Source organism: Streptomyces formicae (genome assembly GCF_002556545.1).
Taxonomy (GTDB): Bacteria; Actinomycetota; Actinomycetes; order Streptomycetales; family Streptomycetaceae; genus Streptomyces; species Streptomyces formicae_A.
This window is the reverse complement of the sequence record NZ_CP022685.1, coordinates 961,017-978,135: the sequence shown is the minus strand read 5'-3', so window position 1 is coordinate 978,135 and position 17,119 is coordinate 961,017. Positions and strand designations below refer to the sequence as shown.

At 71.3% G+C, this 17,119-nt stretch carries 14 protein-coding genes; 13 read left to right on the top strand and 1 reads right to left on the bottom strand.

Going from position 1 to position 17,119, the window contains the following annotated elements; translation table 11 throughout:
- Positions 1 to 10 precede the first annotated feature (10 nt).
- The 7 genes from KY5_RS03805 (at position 11) to KY5_RS03775 (ending at position 9,097) form a co-directional block, all read left to right on the top strand.
- The gene (locus tag KY5_RS03805; protein WP_098240840.1) at positions 11 to 967 is read left to right on the top strand and encodes an ABC transporter permease; all 957 of its coding nucleotides are present in this window, start codon (positions 11 to 13) and stop codon (positions 965 to 967) included.
- Between the two features lie 52 nt (positions 968 to 1,019).
- Positions 1,020 to 2,798 carry an ABC transporter substrate-binding protein gene (locus KY5_RS03800; protein WP_098240839.1) on the top strand — a complete coding sequence of 593 codons (1,779 nt, stop codon included), beginning with the start codon at positions 1,020 to 1,022 and terminating at the stop codon, positions 2,796 to 2,798.
- Positions 2,799 to 2,801: 3 nt separating this feature from the next.
- Entirely contained in the window at positions 2,802 to 3,794 is a 993-nt protein-coding gene (locus KY5_RS03795) for an ABC transporter permease (protein WP_098240838.1), read from the top strand.
- Positions 3,791 to 5,485 carry a dipeptide ABC transporter ATP-binding protein gene (locus tag KY5_RS03790; protein WP_234362600.1) on the top strand — a complete coding sequence of 565 codons (1,695 nt, stop codon included), beginning with the start codon at positions 3,791 to 3,793 and terminating at the stop codon, positions 5,483 to 5,485. Before KY5_RS03795 ends, KY5_RS03790 begins: the two co-directional genes overlap by 4 nt.
- Positions 5,486 to 5,631: 146 nt before the next feature.
- Positions 5,632 to 6,537 carry a glycoside hydrolase family 16 protein gene (locus KY5_RS03785; protein ID WP_098240837.1) on the top strand — a complete coding sequence of 302 codons (906 nt, stop codon included), beginning with the start codon at positions 5,632 to 5,634 and terminating at the stop codon, positions 6,535 to 6,537.
- A 156-nt stretch (positions 6,538 to 6,693) separates the two neighbouring features.
- On the top strand, positions 6,694 to 8,178 hold the full coding sequence (locus KY5_RS03780; protein WP_098240836.1) for an integrin alpha: 1,485 nt from the start codon (positions 6,694 to 6,696) through the stop codon (positions 8,176 to 8,178).
- 97 nt (positions 8,179 to 8,275) lie between these two features.
- The gene (locus tag KY5_RS03775) at positions 8,276 to 9,097 is read left to right on the top strand and encodes an SDR family NAD(P)-dependent oxidoreductase (protein ID WP_098240835.1); all 822 of its coding nucleotides are present in this window, start codon (positions 8,276 to 8,278) and stop codon (positions 9,095 to 9,097) included.
- Here the strand turns inward: KY5_RS03775 and KY5_RS03770 are convergent.
- Complete coding sequence (locus KY5_RS03770) at positions 9,094 to 10,209, bottom strand: hypothetical protein (protein WP_098240834.1); 1,116 nt, start codon at positions 10,207 to 10,209, stop codon at positions 9,094 to 9,096. The genes KY5_RS03775 and KY5_RS03770 overlap by 4 nt on opposite strands.
- 411 nt (positions 10,210 to 10,620) lie before the next feature.
- Here KY5_RS03770 and KY5_RS03765 point away from each other — a divergent pair, with 411 nt between their 5' ends.
- The 6 genes from KY5_RS03765 to KY5_RS03740 all read left to right on the top strand — a co-directional run bounded on the left by KY5_RS03765 (position 10,621) and on the right by KY5_RS03740 (position 17,054).
- Entirely contained in the window at positions 10,621 to 11,685 is a 1,065-nt protein-coding gene (locus KY5_RS03765; protein ID WP_098240833.1) for a phytanoyl-CoA dioxygenase family protein, read from the top strand.
- Positions 11,667 to 12,986 (top strand): DUF6271 family protein, encoded by a 1,320-nt coding sequence (locus tag KY5_RS03760; protein ID WP_098240832.1) that lies wholly within the window; start codon positions 11,667 to 11,669, stop codon positions 12,984 to 12,986. The genes KY5_RS03765 and KY5_RS03760 overlap by 19 nt, the downstream gene beginning before the upstream one ends.
- An 8-nt stretch (positions 12,987 to 12,994) precedes the next feature.
- Positions 12,995 to 14,185, top strand: coding sequence for a type III PLP-dependent enzyme (locus KY5_RS03755; RefSeq protein ID WP_098240831.1), 1,191 nt, complete (start codon positions 12,995 to 12,997; stop codon positions 14,183 to 14,185).
- Positions 14,175 to 14,738: a GNAT family N-acetyltransferase gene (locus tag KY5_RS03750; protein ID WP_098247042.1), complete on the top strand. Its 564-nt coding sequence runs from the start codon at positions 14,175 to 14,177 to the stop codon at positions 14,736 to 14,738. Before KY5_RS03755 ends, KY5_RS03750 begins: the two co-directional genes overlap by 11 nt.
- A gap of 5 nt (positions 14,739 to 14,743) precedes the next feature.
- Positions 14,744 to 16,006 (top strand): MFS transporter, encoded by a 1,263-nt coding sequence (locus tag KY5_RS03745; RefSeq protein WP_098247041.1) that lies wholly within the window; start codon positions 14,744 to 14,746, stop codon positions 16,004 to 16,006.
- A 112-nt stretch (positions 16,007 to 16,118) separates the two neighbouring features.
- Positions 16,119 to 17,054: an AurF N-oxygenase family protein gene (locus KY5_RS03740; protein WP_098240830.1), complete on the top strand. Its 936-nt coding sequence runs from the start codon at positions 16,119 to 16,121 to the stop codon at positions 17,052 to 17,054.
- Positions 17,055 to 17,119 lie beyond the last annotated feature (65 nt).

Here is a 17,119-nt window from a genome sequence, read left to right as displayed (position 1 = left end):
ACGGCAGCGCATGGCCGACGTACAGACGCAGAAGCCCCGAGGCCCGTACGCCGTGGCCCTGAAGGCGTTCCGCAAGGACCGGGTCGGCCTCGCCTCGCTCGGCGTCGTGCTGCTCTTCGCGGTGCTCGCCGTCGCCGCGCCCCTCGTCGCCCGTCTCTACGGCAGGAATCCGACCGAGCACTACGGCCAGAACGAGCCGGGCCTGCTCAGTGCCGAGGGCCTCCCCGTGCTGCCCAACGGCGGGATCTCCGGCGACTTCTGGTTCGGCATCGAACCCGGGCTCGGCCGCGACGTGTTCACCCAGCTCCTGTACGGGGTGCGCACCTCGCTGACCGTCGCCGTGGCCTCCATCGCGCTGATCGCCGTCATCGGCGTCGTGCTCGGGGTGACCGTGGGCTATCTCAGCGGGCTCGCCGACCGCGTCTTCACCTTCGTCTGCAACGTGCTGCTCGCCTTCCCGACGCTGTTGCTGCTCCTCGCGCTCAGCCCGGTCATCCAGACGCGCTTCGTCTCGCCCGACGAGAACGAGCCCGCGTGGATGCAGTTCACCGTGCTCGTCCTGGTCTTCGCCGCCTTCGGCTGGGTGCCGCTCGCGATGATGCTGCGGACCACCGTGCGCTCCCTGCGGGAGCGGGAGTTCATCGACGCGGCCCGGGCCGTGGGCGCGTCCCGCCGCCACATCGTGCTGCGCGAGCTGCTGCCGAACGTGTGGGCGCCGGTCCTGGTGCACATCACCATCGCCCTGCCCGGCATCGTCACCGCCGAGGCGGCGCTCTCCTTCCTCGGCGTCGGCATCAGCGAGCCGATCCCCGACTGGGGGCGGATGATCGCCCGAGGCGCCGAGGTCTTCTACGACGACCCGACGTACATGTTCTTCCCCGGCGTGACGATCCTCGTCTTCGTCGTCGCCTTCAACCTCCTCGGCGACTCGGTGCGGGACGCGCTCGACCCCCGTACGCGCCGCTGAGCCCTCCTCCTCACCGCCAGTTCACCCCGTCATCTCCGCAAGGGAGTCCGTCATGCCCAGAATCCGTCCGCGTGCCGCCGTCGTACCGGCCGCCGTCGCCGTCTCCGCCGCGCTCGTGCTCTGCTCCTGCTCGTCGGGGGCCGGTGCCAAGGGCGACGGCGCGCCGTCGGTGGCCGATGAGGCGAACCTCACCGCGGGCATCGGCACCGCGAAGGACAGCGCGGGACCCGCGCCCGCCGTCGAGGGGGCAAGGCGCGGCGGCACCGTCCACGTCGCCAACCTCAGGGACTCCTCCCACCTCGACCCGCAGAAGATCTACGCGGGCGAGACCTACAACACCTCCCTCCTGTGGGGCCGTCAGCTGACCCAGTACCAGGTCGTCGACGGCAAACCGAAGCTGGTCGGCGACCTCGCCACCGACACCGGCAAGCCCTCCGACGGCAGCCGCACCTGGACGTACCGCCTGAAGGACGGCATCGCCTGGGAGGACGGCAAGCCGATCACGTCGAAGCACGTCAAGTACGGCATCGAGCGCACCTTCGCGCCCGGCTTCGAACTCGGCCCGCCCTACTGGCCGCAGTGGCTCACCGGCAAGCAGGACCTCGCCAAGGCCCGCACGGTGTACGGCGGCCCGAAGAAGGACGGCGACTTCAAGGGCATCGAGACGCCCGACGACAAGACGATCGTCTTCCACTTCGCTGAGCCGCAGTCCGACGTGCCGTTCATGGCCGCGCAGTCCTCCTCCTCGCCCGTACGCCCCGACAAGGACACCGGCACCAAGTACGACCTCAAGCCCTTCGCGACCGGCCCGTACCGCATCGTCGAGCACCGGCAGAACCAGAGCATGACCCTGGAGCGCAACCCGCACTGGAAGGCCGCGACCGACCCGATCCGCCACCAGTACGCCGACAAGTTCGAGTTCACCTTCGAGAAGAAGGAGCTCAACACCGCCCAGGAGATCCTCAACGGGCGCGGTGAAGGCGCGAACACCGTCACCACCAAGAACGAACTGCCGCCCGAGCTGTACGGCGAGGCCACCCGCGACCCGAAGAAGAAGCAGCTCGTCGTCGACGGGCGGCGCGGCGCCTTCACCTACCACCTGGTGGCCAGGAACGACCGGGTCGCCGACCCCGAGGTCCGCAAGGCCATCCACTACCTCTTCCCGCGCCAGCAGGCCCGCCAGGCGCTCGGCGGCCCGCGCGTCGGGGACATCGCCACGACGTACTCCTCGCCCGCCATCGTCGGCTACGAGAAGTACGACCTCTACCCGGTGGCGCCGACCGGCGACATCAAGAAGGCCAAGGAGCACCTCGCCAAGGCCGAGAAGCCGGTCAAGAGCCTGAGCTACGCCTACGAGTCGACCGCCGCCAACGACCGCATGGCACAGGTCCTCGTCGAGGCGTTCGCCAAGGCGGGCATCACCCTGGTCACCAAGCCGATGCCGCTGCCCGCGTTCACCAACGAGGTCGCGCGCAACGCCGACCCGAAGTACGACCTGTGGATGTCCGGCAGCTCGGTCGACTGGCCGACCCCGGCGACCGGCGTGCCCTACCGCTTCGACAGCCGCCGCGACTCCCTCGACAACGACCCGCGCTACAAGAACCCGGCCGTCGACAAGGAGCTCGACCGCATCGCGAAGATCGGCGACGCCGAGAAGAAGGCCGAGGCGCTGATCACCCTGGAGAAGGACAAGATCATGAAGGATGTGCCGCTCGTGCCGTTCCTGCACCAGCGCGTCCAGCAGGCGCGCGGCGCAAACGTCGGCGGCGCCTTCATCCACCCCATCTACGGCACCATCAGCCCCGCCTGGCTGTACCTGAAGAAGTCCTGACCCATGCTCACCTACCTGATCAGACGAGGGCTCCAGGCGGCGGTGGTGCTGCTCGCCATCTCCGCCACCGCCTTCGCCCTCTTCTACGCCGCGCCGTCCGACCCAGCGACCATCGCCTGCGGCCCCAAGTGCGACGCCACCCAGATCGCGGCGGTCCGGCACAGCATGGGCCTGGACCAGCCGATCCTCACCCAGTACGGCGACTACCTGCGCGGACTCCTCGCGGGCCGCACCATCAGCGACGTCGACGGCAGCGCCATCGCCTGCCACGCGCCCTGCCTCGGCTACTCGTACACGCTCCACGAGCCGGTGCTCTCCGCGATCACCAGCCGCTTCCCCGTCACCCTCTCGCTGGCCGGTGGCGCGCTCGCCGTGATCCTGGTGTTGGGCATCGGGGTGGGGTTCGTCTCCGCGCTGCGCCGCGGCTCCGCGAGCGACCGGGTGCTCTCCGGCTTCACGCTGATCGGCGCGAGCGTGCAGATCTATTTCCTCGGCTACGCGCTCCAGTACCTGCTCGTGTACTCCACCGGCTGGCTGCCGCTGCCCGGCTACACCCCGCCGGGCGAGGACCCGGCGGCCTGGGCGGCCGGGCTGCTGCTGCCCTGCCTGGTGCTCGGCTTCGTCAACGCCGCCGTGTTCGCCAGGCTCTCCCGCGCCCAGCTCCTCGAAGTGATGCACGAGGGGTACGTGAGGACCGCGCGCGGCAAGGGTCTCGGTGTCCTGCGCACACACCTGAAGTACACCGCACGGGGCGCGGCGGGCCCCGTGGTGCAGTTGCTCGGCCTGGAGGTGGGGGCGCTGCTCGGCGGGGCGTTCATCACCGAGACGGTCTTCGGGCTCAGCGGCGTCGGCAAGCTCGCCGTCGACGCCGTCACCCAGAACGACCTGCCGACCGTCGTCGGCACCGTCCTGATCGCCGCCTTCTTCGTGGTGGTCTTCGTGGCCGTCGCCGACCTGGTCGTGGCCTGGCTCGACCCGAGAGTGAGGCTCGCATGACGCCGCAGCAGGACACCGTGCCCGCCGTGCGCGAGCGGCAGGACACCGTGCTCTCCGTGCGCGACCTGACCGTCTCCTTCACCGGGGCGCGGGGCCCCGTCACCGCCGCCGAAGGCATCTCCTTCGACCTGGCTCGGGGTGAAGTCCTCGGTCTGGTGGGGGAGTCGGGCTCCGGAAAGTCCACCGTCGGGCTCGCCGCGATGGGACTGCACGATCCCTCGCGCACCACCGTCAGCGGCACCGTCGAGGTCGTCGGCACCGACGTCGTGGGCGCGGCCGAGGCCGAGCTGAAGGCGCTGCGCGGCGCCCGGATCGCGATGGTGTTCCAGGACGCCCTCGCCTCGCTCTCGCCCTTCCACACCGTGGCCGACCAGCTCGGCGAGGCCTACCGGCTCCACCACAAGGACGCGAGCAGGGACCGCGTGCGGGCCAGGGCCCTGGAGATGCTGGAGCGCGTCGGGATCGCGGGGGCCCGCGCCCGCGACTATCCGCACCAGTTCTCCGGTGGCATGCGCCAGCGCGTGATGATCGCGATGGCGCTGATCAACCACCCCGACGTACTGATCGCCGACGAGCCGACCACCGCGCTCGACGCCCGTGTCCAGCGCCAAGTCCTCGATCTGCTGGCCGAGTTGCAGCGCGAGTTCGGCACCGCCGTGGTCCTGGTGACGCACGACGTGGACATGGTCGCCGCCGCCACCGACCGCATGCTGGTCATGCGCGAGGGCCACATGGTCGAGACGGGCCCCACCCATCGGGTGCTCACCGCGCCGGACCACCCCTACACCCGGGCGCTCATCGGCGCGGCGCCCTCCCTGAAGACGGTGCCGGGCAGCCGCCTGCCCACGGTCGACGTACCGGAGCCGAAGAGCCGTACGACAGCGCGCGCCAGGCCGGACGAGGCCGGACCGTCGCTCGCCGAAGTCTCCGATCTGCGCGTGGAGTTCGGCGGCCGGCGCACCCTGCTCGGCCGCCGCCGCGAGCCCACGCGCGCGGTGCGCGGCGTCAGCCTGCGCCTGGCCGAGGGCGAGACGCTCGGCCTGGTCGGCGAGTCGGGCTCCGGCAAGTCCACCACGGCCCGGGTGCTCGCGGGGCTTCAGCGGCCGAGCGGCGGCACCGTCCGCTTCGACGGCAGGGACATCGCGCGCGCCGCCGACGACACCGCGCTGCGCAGGGAGCTCAGCCGCGAGGTCCAACTGGTCTTCCAGGATCCGTACGCCTCGCTCAACCCGCGCCGCACCGTCGAGGAGATCGTCACCACGCCGCTGCGCGTCCACACGGACATGAGCCGCCGCGAGCGCCGCGACCGGGCCGCCGAACTCCTGACGCAGGTCGGCCTCAGCGCGGACCAACTGCCGCGCTACCCGCACGAGTTCTCCGGCGGACAGCGCCAGCGCATCGGCATCGCCAGGGCCCTCGCGCCACGGCCGCGCCTGATCATCGCCGACGAACCGGTCTCCGCGCTCGACGTCTCCGTGCAGGCGCAGGTCCTGAACCTCCTGATGGACCTGCGCGACGAACTCGGGCTCTCGCTCCTCTTCGTCTCGCACGACCTCGCCGTCGTCCGCCACCTCTGCGATCGCGTCGCGGTGCTGCACCACGGCGAGATCGTCGAGACGGGCACCCGCGACGACGTCTTCGAGCGGCCCCAAGAGGCGTACACCAAGGAGCTGTTGGCGGCGCGTCTGTAGCGGCACGCTCGTCCGCGCCGGGCGCGTCACAGGGATGGCGGGCGGCCGCGCCCTCGGCGAAGATGCCCCCTCGGCGAGGACGACCCCCTGACCGCGGGGGCGTCCGCCACCCGCGCGACGGCCGGGGGCCGGAGGAGGGCAGCGTGATGGGATCACACGCGGCGGCGAAGCGGCGCAGGCCGATCGTGTCCGGTGCGCTCGGCGTGACACTGCTCGCGGCCCTCCTGTGCGTCCCGAGCGCCGGGGGAGCCCCGGTGTCGGCGGACGCCTGCCGGACCGGGGACACCGAGATGCCGCGCGGCGACTGCGGGCCGTTCTGGCAGGTCCTCGCCGAGGACTTCAACGGCGACCGGGTGCCGCTCGGCGCGTTCAGCGACTGCGACCACCACGCCGACACCTCCGGCGCCTACTGCGCGGGACTCACCGGCACCTACCGCGACAACTGGTGGGCGTACCCCACGGGTTGGCGCGACACGGCGAACGACCGCGCGCGCGACGTCGTCGGCGTCTACCACCCCGAGGACACCGTGAGCGTGGGCGCTGCGGCGAACGGCGACGGCCGCATGCGCGTGCGCATGTGGCGGCCCGCCGACGGAGGACCCGTACACGCCGCGGCGGTGGTACCACGTGCCGTCATGCAGATGAAGTACGGCAAGTACAGCGCCCGCATCAAGGTGACCAAGCAGGCCGCCGGTTACAAGTCGGCGTGGCTGCATTACGGCGGCGGCTGCGAGATGGACCACCCCGAGGGCGAGTGGACCGGATCGCTGAGCGCCTTCCACCACCCCTGCGGCGGCGGCGCGCAGGGCTCCTTCCACGGCGCCGACGACTGGACCGAGTGGCACACCGTGTCGACCGAGTGGACGCCCGGCACGGTGCGGTTCTTCGTCGACGGACGCGAGAGGGGCCGCGACACCCGGGGCGTGCCCGACCGGCCGCTGTCCTGGGTGCTCCAGAACGAGAGCGCCCTCGAAGGCCCCGGCGCCGCGCCCGGCAGCAGCGCCCAGCTGGAGATCACCTGGGTCACGGCCTACGCGTACGGCTGGAAGTGACGCCCCGCACCTGCGAGTTCGCGCTTCCGAACGGAATCGAGAACCCCGTACAACCCTTGTGCCCCATCCCGTGTCGAACAGGGCGCCGGACAAGGAACGGGCCCTTTCCGGACACCCCCCGCGCTGCCCGGCCACCTTCCTTCACAGGAGCCGCTCGTGCGCAAGAACCGTTCGGCCGCCCTCGCCGCGGCATCGTTCCTTCTGCTCACCGGGGCCGGTATCGCCGCCGCCCCCTCCGCCTTCGCCGGTACCCCTGGGGGGACGCACGCCGACGACCGCAACAGTGACTTCAACGGCGATGGATACGAAGACGTCCTGGTCGGCGCCCCCGGCGCCACCGTCAGCGGCCAGAAGGGCGCAGGACTCGTCACCGTCCAGTACGGCTCCACCCGAGGCATCGGCACCAGCAACGTCGCCAGATTCAGCCAGTCGACCGCGGGCGTCGCGGGCGCCGCCGAGGCGGGCGACGGCTTCGGCAAGGCCGTCGCCAGCGGCGACCTCGACGGCGACGGCTTCGACGACGCGATCGTCGGCATCCCCGGCGAGGACATCGGGGACACGGCCGACGCCGGTGGCGTCGCGATCCTGTGGGGCTCGAAGAACGGCCTCACCGGGGCGGCCAGCGACTGGCTGCAGACCCAGGAACCCACCAAGGGCGAGCAGTTCGGCGTGGGCCTGACCGCCGCGCACTTCACCAACGACACGCCGGGCGACCTGCTCGCCGTGCTCGACCGCGACGACCTGGAGCTCTTCGGGTACGAAGCGGCACCCCAGGCCCGGGCGGGCGAGCGGGCCCCGCTGCGCCGCACGGCCACCGAGCGGCTCTCCGCGGCGGCCGAGCAGCACGACATCCTGCCGAAGTCGCTCACCACGGGCGACTACGACAACAACGGCTACGCCGACCTCGTCGTGTCCGGCGTGACCGAGGGGTCCGAGCCGGGCCACGGCTGGTCCCTGCACTACGCGGGCGCCGCCGACGGCCTCTCGTACCGGGGCGAGCTGCGCGGCGGGCCCGCGGCGGCCTCCGGCGACATCAACCACGACGGCTACGACGACCTGGTCACCGGTGAGCCCGCCTCGCCCGACGACGGCGGCGAGACGATGACCGGCGGTCTGGTCGGCGTGCGCTACGGCGACGAGAACGGCCTGAAGGACGAGGCCAAGTGGTGGACGCAGGACACCGAGGGGGTCCCCGGAGTCGCCGAGCGGGGTGACGGCTGGGGCGCGGACCTGTCCGTCGCCGACACCAACGGCGACGGGTACGCGGACGTCGCGATCGGCGCGCCGGGCGAGGACATCGGCACGGTCGCGGACGCGGGCGCGGTCTGGGTGCTGCGCGGCGGGGAGTACGGGATGACGGCGACCGGCGCCAAGTCCTTCGACCAGAACTCGGCGGACGTCCCCGGCGTGGCCGAGAAGGGCGACAAGTGGGGCGCGCAGGTCCGTCTCACCGACCCCAACCGCGACGGCCGCTTCGGGCTGCTCGCCGCGGCGCCCGGTGAGAACGCGGGCGACGGCACGGTGTGGGTGCTCTCCGCGGGGACGGGTGGCATCACCGCCGCCGGGTCCTGGACGTACAACGCGCAGGCGCTCGGCGCGCCGGGCACGGGCGCGGCGTTCGGCGCGGCCGTCGACGAGTAGGCAGGGCCCCGCGACAGCGGGGCGTCCGAACGCGGTCGTGCGCCGCTCCGTATGATCACGGAATGGATTCGCGACCGCGTTCGGAGGCTGAACAGGCATGACGGAGAGTCGAGTTGTCATCGTCACCGGTGGCGGTACCGGAATCGGCGCCGCCACCGCTCGGCAGTTGCGTGCCGACGGGCACCGAGTGGTGATCTCGGGCCGTCGCCCCGAGCCCCTGGAGCGCGTCGCCGAGGAGACCGGGGCGCTCGCCCACCACGCCGACGCGGGCGACCCCGCGGACGTCCAGGGTCTCGTCGACGCGACGGTGGAGGCGTACGGCCGCATCGACGGCGTCGTGCTCAACGCGGGGATCGGGCGCGGCGGCGCGGTCGGTGACATCCCCGACGAGGACTGGGACCTGGTGCTGCGCACCAACCTCACCGGGCCCTTCCTGCTGCTGCGCGCCGCGATTCCGCACCTCGTCGAGACGCGGGGCTCGGTCGTCGCCGTCGCCTCGGTCGCCGCGCTGCGCAACGGCGTCGCCAACGCCGCGTACGCGACGTCTAAGGCGGCACTCCTCCAGCTGTGCCGGTCCGTCGCCGTCGACTACGGCAAGCGGGGCGTGCGTGCCAACACCGTCTGCCCCAGCTGGGTGCGGACCGAGATGGCCGACCGGCGCATGACCCGCTTCGCGCAGGAGGCCGACCTGGGCGACGGCGGCGCGGACGCGGCGTACGAGGAGGCGACCCGCCTGGTGCCGACGGGCCGCCCCGGTGAACCCGCCGAGGTCGCCGAGGCGATCACGTGGCTGCTCTCGCCCGCCGCGTCGTTCGTCAACGGCGCCACGCTCACCGTCGACGGCGGGGTGACGGCGCTCGATCCCGGCACCCTCGCCTTCGACTTCGACATCACCCCGCGCGCCGGATCCGCGCGCTAGAGGTACCGCTCGATGTGCAGCTGTGCCGGTGGGAGAGGCGAGGAGGACGTCGTGCCCACCGACCAGTAGCCGCCCGCCTGCCCGGGGACGGCGGTGATCGCCTCGGGCAGCACGGTGGACGCCGTGACGGGACCGCGTTCGCTGACCCAGGTCGTGCCGTTCCAGCGCAGGTAGTGGGCGCGCTTGTCGTCCCAGAAGTCCCAGCCGCAGATGAGGTCGGGTCGGCCCGCGGCGTCACCCACGATGTCGGTCAACATGCCCACGCTGAACGGGGCCGCGACGTAGTTCCACTGCGTCCCGTCGTAGCGCTGCAGCATGACGCCGGGCGGCTTTCCCGGCGGTCCGCCCACTCCGTAGCCGTAGCCGACCAGCCAGATGTCGTCGTGCGCGACCGGCAGCAGCCCCCTCACCGAGGCCCGCACGCCGAGCAGTCGCGGGATCACCGTCCAGGCGCCGTCCCAGCGGGCGATGACGTCGCCGAAGACCCACACCTCACCGCCGGGCGTCACATGGACGCCGGTCGGCGTGGGCGCGGCCGCGTCGGGCAGCGGAGGGCACCAGCGCCACTTCGCGCCGCGGCCGTGCAGCAGCCCCGCGCGGCCGCCGTGCCGCCCCGACACCCAGAACCGGCCGTCGGGCCCGACCGCCACGTCCGTCACCGTGGTCCCCGTCTCGCCCCTGCCGGGGAAGGGCGTCTCGCGCCAGGTCGTCCCGTCCCAGGTCAGGAGCTGGCCGTGGCCCGCGCTGTCGGTGCCGACGGCGTGCGCCTCGCCGTCGGGGGCCGCGGCGACGCCGCGCAGCGCGCCCTGGTACGCGAGGTGGGAGACGTCGTTCGCCGTCCAGGCGGAGCCGTCCCAGGTGAGCGAGATCGGGGTGCCGGAGATGGCGCCGTTGAGGCCCTGTTCGCCCACCGCCCAGGCCCGGTCGGGTCCGGTGGCGGCCACCGAGACGAGATGGGCGGCGGGCCGCCCGGCGGGTGCGGGCACCACCTGCCAGCTTCCGGCGGCCGTGGCGGCACCGGCGGATCCGGAGGCGGCCCGGGCCAGGGGAGCGGGGACGGCAAGCGCCGCACCGGTCGCGGCAAGTCCACGGACAAAGACGCGTCTTCGCATGAGAGGAGCCCTTCTTCGAAGGAGAGGGTTCGGGGCTGCGCCGAGCATCGGAACTGCGGGCAACACCCTGAACCGGGCACCTCACGACGTCAATGTACGAAGGTGAGCAATCCCGTGCCGTCGTGCGCGACCACCCGCCTTCTTTGGTACAGACCACTGCGATGGTTTCCCGGGTGGTCGGAGGTGTCAAGACCCTGTTCGCATGCCGGAATTCCTGCGTGAAGACCACGTGAAGCGGGGGCGAATATGAGCTTTTCTGTCAACAAGGGCACCCAACTCATTTATTGACAGCGAGAGTTGGTCTAGTCCATTTTGGTGCTACGTGAGTTCGACGTGGGGCGGATGTTGCAGGTGGTGCCTGTGTGATCGCCCTCCGCGAGCGGCAGAGAGAACCGAACCTTGGAGCACCACATGCCAGCTGCTGACCGCTACCTCCATCGAGCCCCCTCGGACCGCCCCTACTTCAGCTCGGACGGCGAGACGTATCTGGCGCAGACCCAGTTGCGGGACCTGGACAAGACCCGTGAGCTGAGGGTGCTCTCCGAGGAGGACTTCGCCTTCTGGCAGACGTACGGCTACGTCGTGGTCAAGCAGGCCATCCCCGCCGCCGCGGCCAAGGACCTGCTCGACTTCACCTGGGAGTTCCAGGGCCTCGACCGCGAGCGCCCCGAGACCTGGTACGAGGAGCGCGAGTACCGCTCGGACCTGGACAGGGAGCTGCACATCTACGGCTTCGTCGAGGCGTACCACCACCAGCTCATATGGGACAGCCGCCAGACCCAGCGGGTCTACGACGCCTTCGTCGACGTGTGGGACTGCGAAGAGCTCTGGGTGACCCTCGACCGGCTCAACCTCAACCCGCCCAACGTCAAGAACCGCGACCGCGGCCTGATCGCGCCCACCGAGCGCGGCTTCGACATCAACCTCCACTGGGACGTCGACACCACGCTCGGCGTACTGCCCCAGCGCGTCCAGGGCATCATCGCCCTCGACGACACGAGCGCGGAGCTCGGCGGCTTCCAGTGCTGCCCGGAGCTGTTCCGCCAGTTCGACCGGTGGAAGGCCCTCCAGCCCGACGACCGCGACCCGATCCGTCCCGCGATCGACCGCTCCGAACTGCCCGTCGTCCGCCCCGAACTGGAGGCGGGCGACCTGCTCATCTGGAACGGCCTCCTCGCCCACGGCGTCGCCCCCAACACCTCGGGCAGCGGCGTGCGCGCGGTCCAGTACCTCTCGATGATGCCCGCGCTCGAATCCCACGAGACGCTGCGCCGCTCCCGCGTCGAGTCCTGGCGCGACCTCAGCACGCCCGACTGGAACGCGACGCTGGTCGGCGACCCCTTCAAGCACGAGTCCGAGCGGTACGGCACCGCCGCGCTGACCGACCTCGGTGCCAAGCTCCTCGGCCTGAAGTCCTGGAACGGGCAGCCCTTCGACGAGCCGATCGGGGAAGACGCATGCGCCGAATCTGCCTGACACTGCCCACGAACAGGGCCTGCTCCCACACCATCGCGGCGATCGGGGCCGAGGCGGCGTACGCGGCCGCGACCTTCGACGTCGAGGTGCGGCTGCTGATCCTCGACTCCTCCGACACCGCCACCTACACCGAGCACGCGACGGCCGTGCGCGCGCTCGGCGACGTCCCCGGCGTCGTCACGCACCACCTCGACGAGGCGGCGCAGCGCGACTTCCTGCGCCGGGTCATCGGCGGCGCGGGCGTCGCCAAGCCCGAGCTGATGCTCGACCTGATGCTGCCGGACGGCGTCTCCTACGGTGCCTGCACCAACCGGGCGTTCCTCATCGCCGCCGCGCTCGGCTGCGAGTCCGTGCACCGCAGGGACTCCGACAGCCACTACCAGGTCCTGGACGGCGAGCCCGTCTTCCCCGTCCACCACGAACTTATGTCGCTCGGCAAGCGCGCCGCCGACGCCGCCCACGGCGTCACCGGGACGGAACTCGCCGACGAGCACCGTGACAAGCGCGTCGCGATGGTCGGCAGCTCCTTCGTCGGCGAACTCTCCGTGGACATCGGCGAGATCTGCCGGATCGACCCCGACGTCTACTACGACGTGGTCAGCCTCTGGGCGCCCGTCCACTGGTCCGACGAGGAGAAGCGGGACCTCGTCGAGGAATCCTTCCGCGGCGCGGGCTCCGACACCTTCACGGAGGACCGCGCGACGCTCACCCTGGTCGACCCGATGCGCGTCGACATGTGCAACATCGCCTTCCACGACGTGCATGAGCGCGTCCCGCTGCCGCCCGCCACCGACACCATCGGCAGCGACTACTTCCTCATCCACCTCGTCCACGACGCCGCCCTGCCCGGCGTCCTGCACAACCGCCACATCGTCAACTACTACACCGAGGAACGCCGCACCGACGCGGGCTTCATGGCGTACCAGACGCGCTTCGTGAAGTTCTTCCTCTCGATGCTCTACTTCAACGTCATCTACGACAGGATGACCGAGGCGGGTGAGGAGCTCCTGGACGAGCGGGGCCGGGTCGACGCGTCCGCCATCGCCGCGTTCGCTCGGGAGAGCGCTCTCCTGGACCGGTCGGAGAACGTCGAGCGGCTCGACAGGATCGACGTCGCCTACCGCAAACTGGGCGGCCGCTACGCGGAGTTCGCCGACCTCCTCGTCGAACGCCGAGAACGCCTCCTCGACGAGGCGCGGCGCGACATCGAGGACTTCGCGCTGCTCACCGAGGCATGGGAGCCGCTGGTGCGCGCGAGCGTCGCCGCCGGTGCCGTGCTGACCCCGGGGCGGACCGGTTGAGCGCCACGATGACGTACGAAACCGAGAGCGCCCCCCTGTTCGACGCCCTCGCGGCCGCCGCCGAGGACCAGATCGTCTACGACCTGCCGGGCATCGAGGCGCGCTACGACACGCTGCGCCGCGAACTGCCGGGCGTCGCCGTCCGGTTCGCCATGAAGGCGTGCCCGGTGGACGAGGTGCTCGGGCGGCTCGCGCTGCGCGGCTCAGGAGTCGACGCGGCGAGCCCCGACGAGGTGACACAGGCGCTCAGGGCGGGCGTGCCCGTCGAGCGGATGCACTACGGCAACACCGTCAAGTCCGACCGGAACATCGCCGACGTGTTCCGGCTCGGCATCAGGGACTTCGCGACCGACAGCCTGGAGGACGTGACGGCCCTCGCCGAACACGCCCCGGGCGCACGGGTGTTCTGCCGCCTCGCGACCACCGGCGAAGGGGCCCTGTGGGGTCTCAGCAACAAGTACGGGTGCTCGCCCGCCGACGCCGTGGACGTCCTGACGACCGCGCGGGACAACGGACTCGTCCCCGCGGGCCTGTCCGTGCACGTCGGATCCCAGCAGATGACCGCCGACGCCTGGCGCGGCGCCTTCGACCGCATCGCGGACGTCCTGACCGCCCTGGCGGAACGCGGGATGTCCCTCGACCACGTCAACCTCGGCGGCGGGCTGCCCGCGCTCGGCTACCGCGACAAGCACGGCAGGCCGCTCGACCCCCCGATGGACAAGATCTTCGCCGTGATCCGCGAGGGCATGGAACGCCTGCGGGAGATCGAGGGCCACCGCCTCGGTTTCGTCGTGGAGCCGGGCCGCTACCTCATCGCCGACCACGGTGCGATCCGCGCCCACGTCGCGCGGCTCTCCGCGCGCAGCCAGGCCAACGGCGAGCGGCAGTACTGGCTCTACCTGAGCTGCGGCAAGTTCAACGGCCTCTACGAGATGGACCAGTTGCAGTACCGCCTGGTCTTCCCCTCGCACCGCGGCGCCGAGTCGGTGCCCGCCGTCGTGGCGGGCCCCACCTGTGACAGCGACGACGCCTACTCCCACGAGAACGGGCTCGTCCCGGTGCCCAAGGCACTGGCCTCGGGCGACCCGGTCTGGGTGCTCTCCTGCGGGGCGTACGCGACCAGTTACATGACGCAGGGCTTCAACGGGTTCCGCCCCTTGCCGTACACGTGGATCGACGGCGGTGCGCATGCGTCATGAAGTGCGCGTGAGACACATCGTCGACGCCGACTGGACCGGCATCACGGAACTGGAGGCCAGGGCCTACACCGGCCTCGGCCTCTCGGAGGGGCGGGCCGCCCTGGAGTCGCGGATGCGGGCGTCCCCCGACACCTGCTTCGTCCTGGACATCGGCCCCCGGCTCGCGGGCTACCTCCTCGCGCTGCCCTACGCGGAGCACGAGTACCCCGACCTGCGGCGCACGGAGGCGGGAGGCGCCGCGGCCGTGTCGCGCAACCTCCATCTGCACGACGTCGTCATCGCCGAGGACCTCCGCCACCAGGGGCTCGCCCGGCACCTCGTCGGCCATCTGATGGAGACGGCCCGTGCGCACGGGTACGAGCGGATCTCCCTGATCGCCGTCGGCGGCAGCGACACCTTCTGGTCGGCACGCGGATTCACCGCCCGCGAGGGAGAGGCCGCCCCGGCCGGATACGGCCCCGGCGCCGTGTACATGCACCGCGCGGTGCCCGGCGACGTGGCGCTCGCCGGCGCGGCGCCGCGGACTCGACGTTCGCTGAGAGAAGTGGGCTGATGCGGATGCTCCGCGTACGTGATCCTTTCCATCGGGGCCAGTTGGCGATAGCCGCCCTGTTCTGCTCCCTCGGCTTCCAGTACGCCACCTGGGCGGCCCGGATCCCGGCGATCAAGGCGGACCTCGGCCTCACGGCGGCGGAGGTCGGCGTTCTGCTCATGGCCGCAGGGGTGGGCGCGGCCGTCTCGTTCCCGCTGGTCGCGATGTTGATGCGGCGCTTCGACTCGCGCCGCATCGCCATCTCGTCGGCCATCGGCCTCGCCCTGATGCTCCCGGCACTCGCCGCCGCGCCGAACTTCCCGGTGGCGCTGGCCGTCATGTGCTTCGACGGCTTCCTGGTGGGCTGCCTCAACGTCTCCATGAACGCCCAGGGCGCCGCCCTGGAGAGCAGGCACGAGCGCAACGCCATGGCCCGCCTGCACGCGACGTTCAGCGGCGGCTCGCTGCTCGCCGCGCTCGTGGCCTCCGGCATGAACGCGGTGACCTCGACGGTCGCCGTGCACTTCGCCGCGGCCGCCGTGATCCTCTTCCTGCTCGTCGCGTACGCCAGCACGGGCCTGCTCACCGAGGACAGGACGAAGGAGAAGGCGCAGGAGGAAGCGCGGGAAAGCACGACGAAGGGAGAGAAGAGGCAGGAGAAGGAGGGGCAGAGGAAGGAGGGGCAGAAGAAGGGCAAGTGGGCCCTGCCTTCCCGCATGACCCTGTGGATGTGCTGCGCCATGGCCTTCGGCACCGTGACCGAGGGCGCCATGAACGACTGGTCGGCGCTCTACCTGAAGGACGTGGCCAAGGCATCGGCCGAGCTCGCCCCCCTGGGCATCGCCGTGGTCTCCGGAATGATGGTGGTCGCCCGTCTGTTCGCCGACGGCTGGCGCAGCCGCTGGGGCGACGGCCGCATCGTCGTGGTGGGCAGCGCGGTGGGCGGTGTCGGACTGGCACTCGCCCTGCTCAGCGGTGGTCTGGTGCCCGCCCTCATCGGGTTCGCCTGTGTGGGTCTCGGCGTCGCGGCCGTCACCCCGTGCGTCTACGTGGCCGCGGCGAACCAGGGCTCGGACACGCTGACCCTGGTCGCCGCCATGGGCACCACGGGACTGCTCGCCGGGCCGCCGCTCATCGGGTTCATCGCGCACGCCAGCAGCCTGGCCTGGGGCCTCGGGGCCGTCGCCGCGTCGGCACTCGTCGTGTCGCTGTGCGGTACGCGGATCCGGTGGACGTCCCCGGCTGCCGCGCCAGGAACAGCGGAAGAAGGGGTTCTTACTCAGGGGTAGGCCGCGCCGACCCCCTTGTTATACGGTCTGTCTAACAAGGGGGTCGCGGCGGGCGACGGGACACTGCGCCGCGCTCCGTTCTGCGCACACTTCTGAGCCGAGGAGCCGCAGCATGGCAAGCAGCACCGTTCGCCCCAGCACACAGGACCACCCGCAGCACGGCTCCGCCGCCTCTCAAGAGGGTGACGTGTCACAGCGGTTGCTCGAATCGGCCGCCGTCCTCGCCTACGACCCCGCCACCGAGGTCGACTGGGACACGCCCCTCGACACCGACCACCACGGCGCGAGCCCGGAGTGGAGCACGCTCTACGGCACCGCGTACTGGCGGGAGCTGACCGAGGCGCAGCGCAAGGAGCTGACCCGGCAGGAAGCCGCGTCGGTGGCCAGTACGGGCATCTGGTTCGAGATGATCCTCCAGCAGATGGTGCTGCGCGACGTGTACGCCAAGGACCCGACGAGCGCCGACGTCCAGTGGGCGCTGACGGAGATAGCCGAGGAGTGCAGGCACTCGATCATGTTCGCCCGAGGCGCCCAGAAGCTCGGCGCGCCGCCCTACCGGCCCAAGCGGTTCGTCACCGAACTCGGCAGGGTCTTCAAGACGGTGGCCTTCGGCGAGGCGGCGTACGCGGCGATCCTCGTGGCGGAGGAGGTGCTCGACGTGATGCAGCGCGACTGGATGCGCGACGAGCGGGTCGCGCCGTTCGTCCGTACGATCAACAACATCCATGTCGTCGAGGAGTCGCGGCACATGAAGTTCGCCCGCGACCAGACGCGCAAGCGCCTTGAGGGCGCGGGCCCGGTGCGGCGCCAGATCAACGCCTTCGTCGTCGCCGTCGCTTCGTACTACATCGTCACGAGCATGGTGAACCGCCAGGTGTACGCGAACGCCGGGCTCGACGAGAAGCGGGCGCTCGCCGAGGCGAAGGCCAACGAGCACCACAAGTCCATGATGCGCTCCAGCTGTTCGGGCCTCATGGAGTTCCTCGCCTCCTCCCGCCTGCTCACCAGGCCCGCGCTGGCGTTCTACAAGCGCGCGCACCTGATCTGACCCGTTCCGCGATCCGACCCGTGCCGAGATCCGATCCCTTCCGAACGAGCAGAGCAGAGCCGACG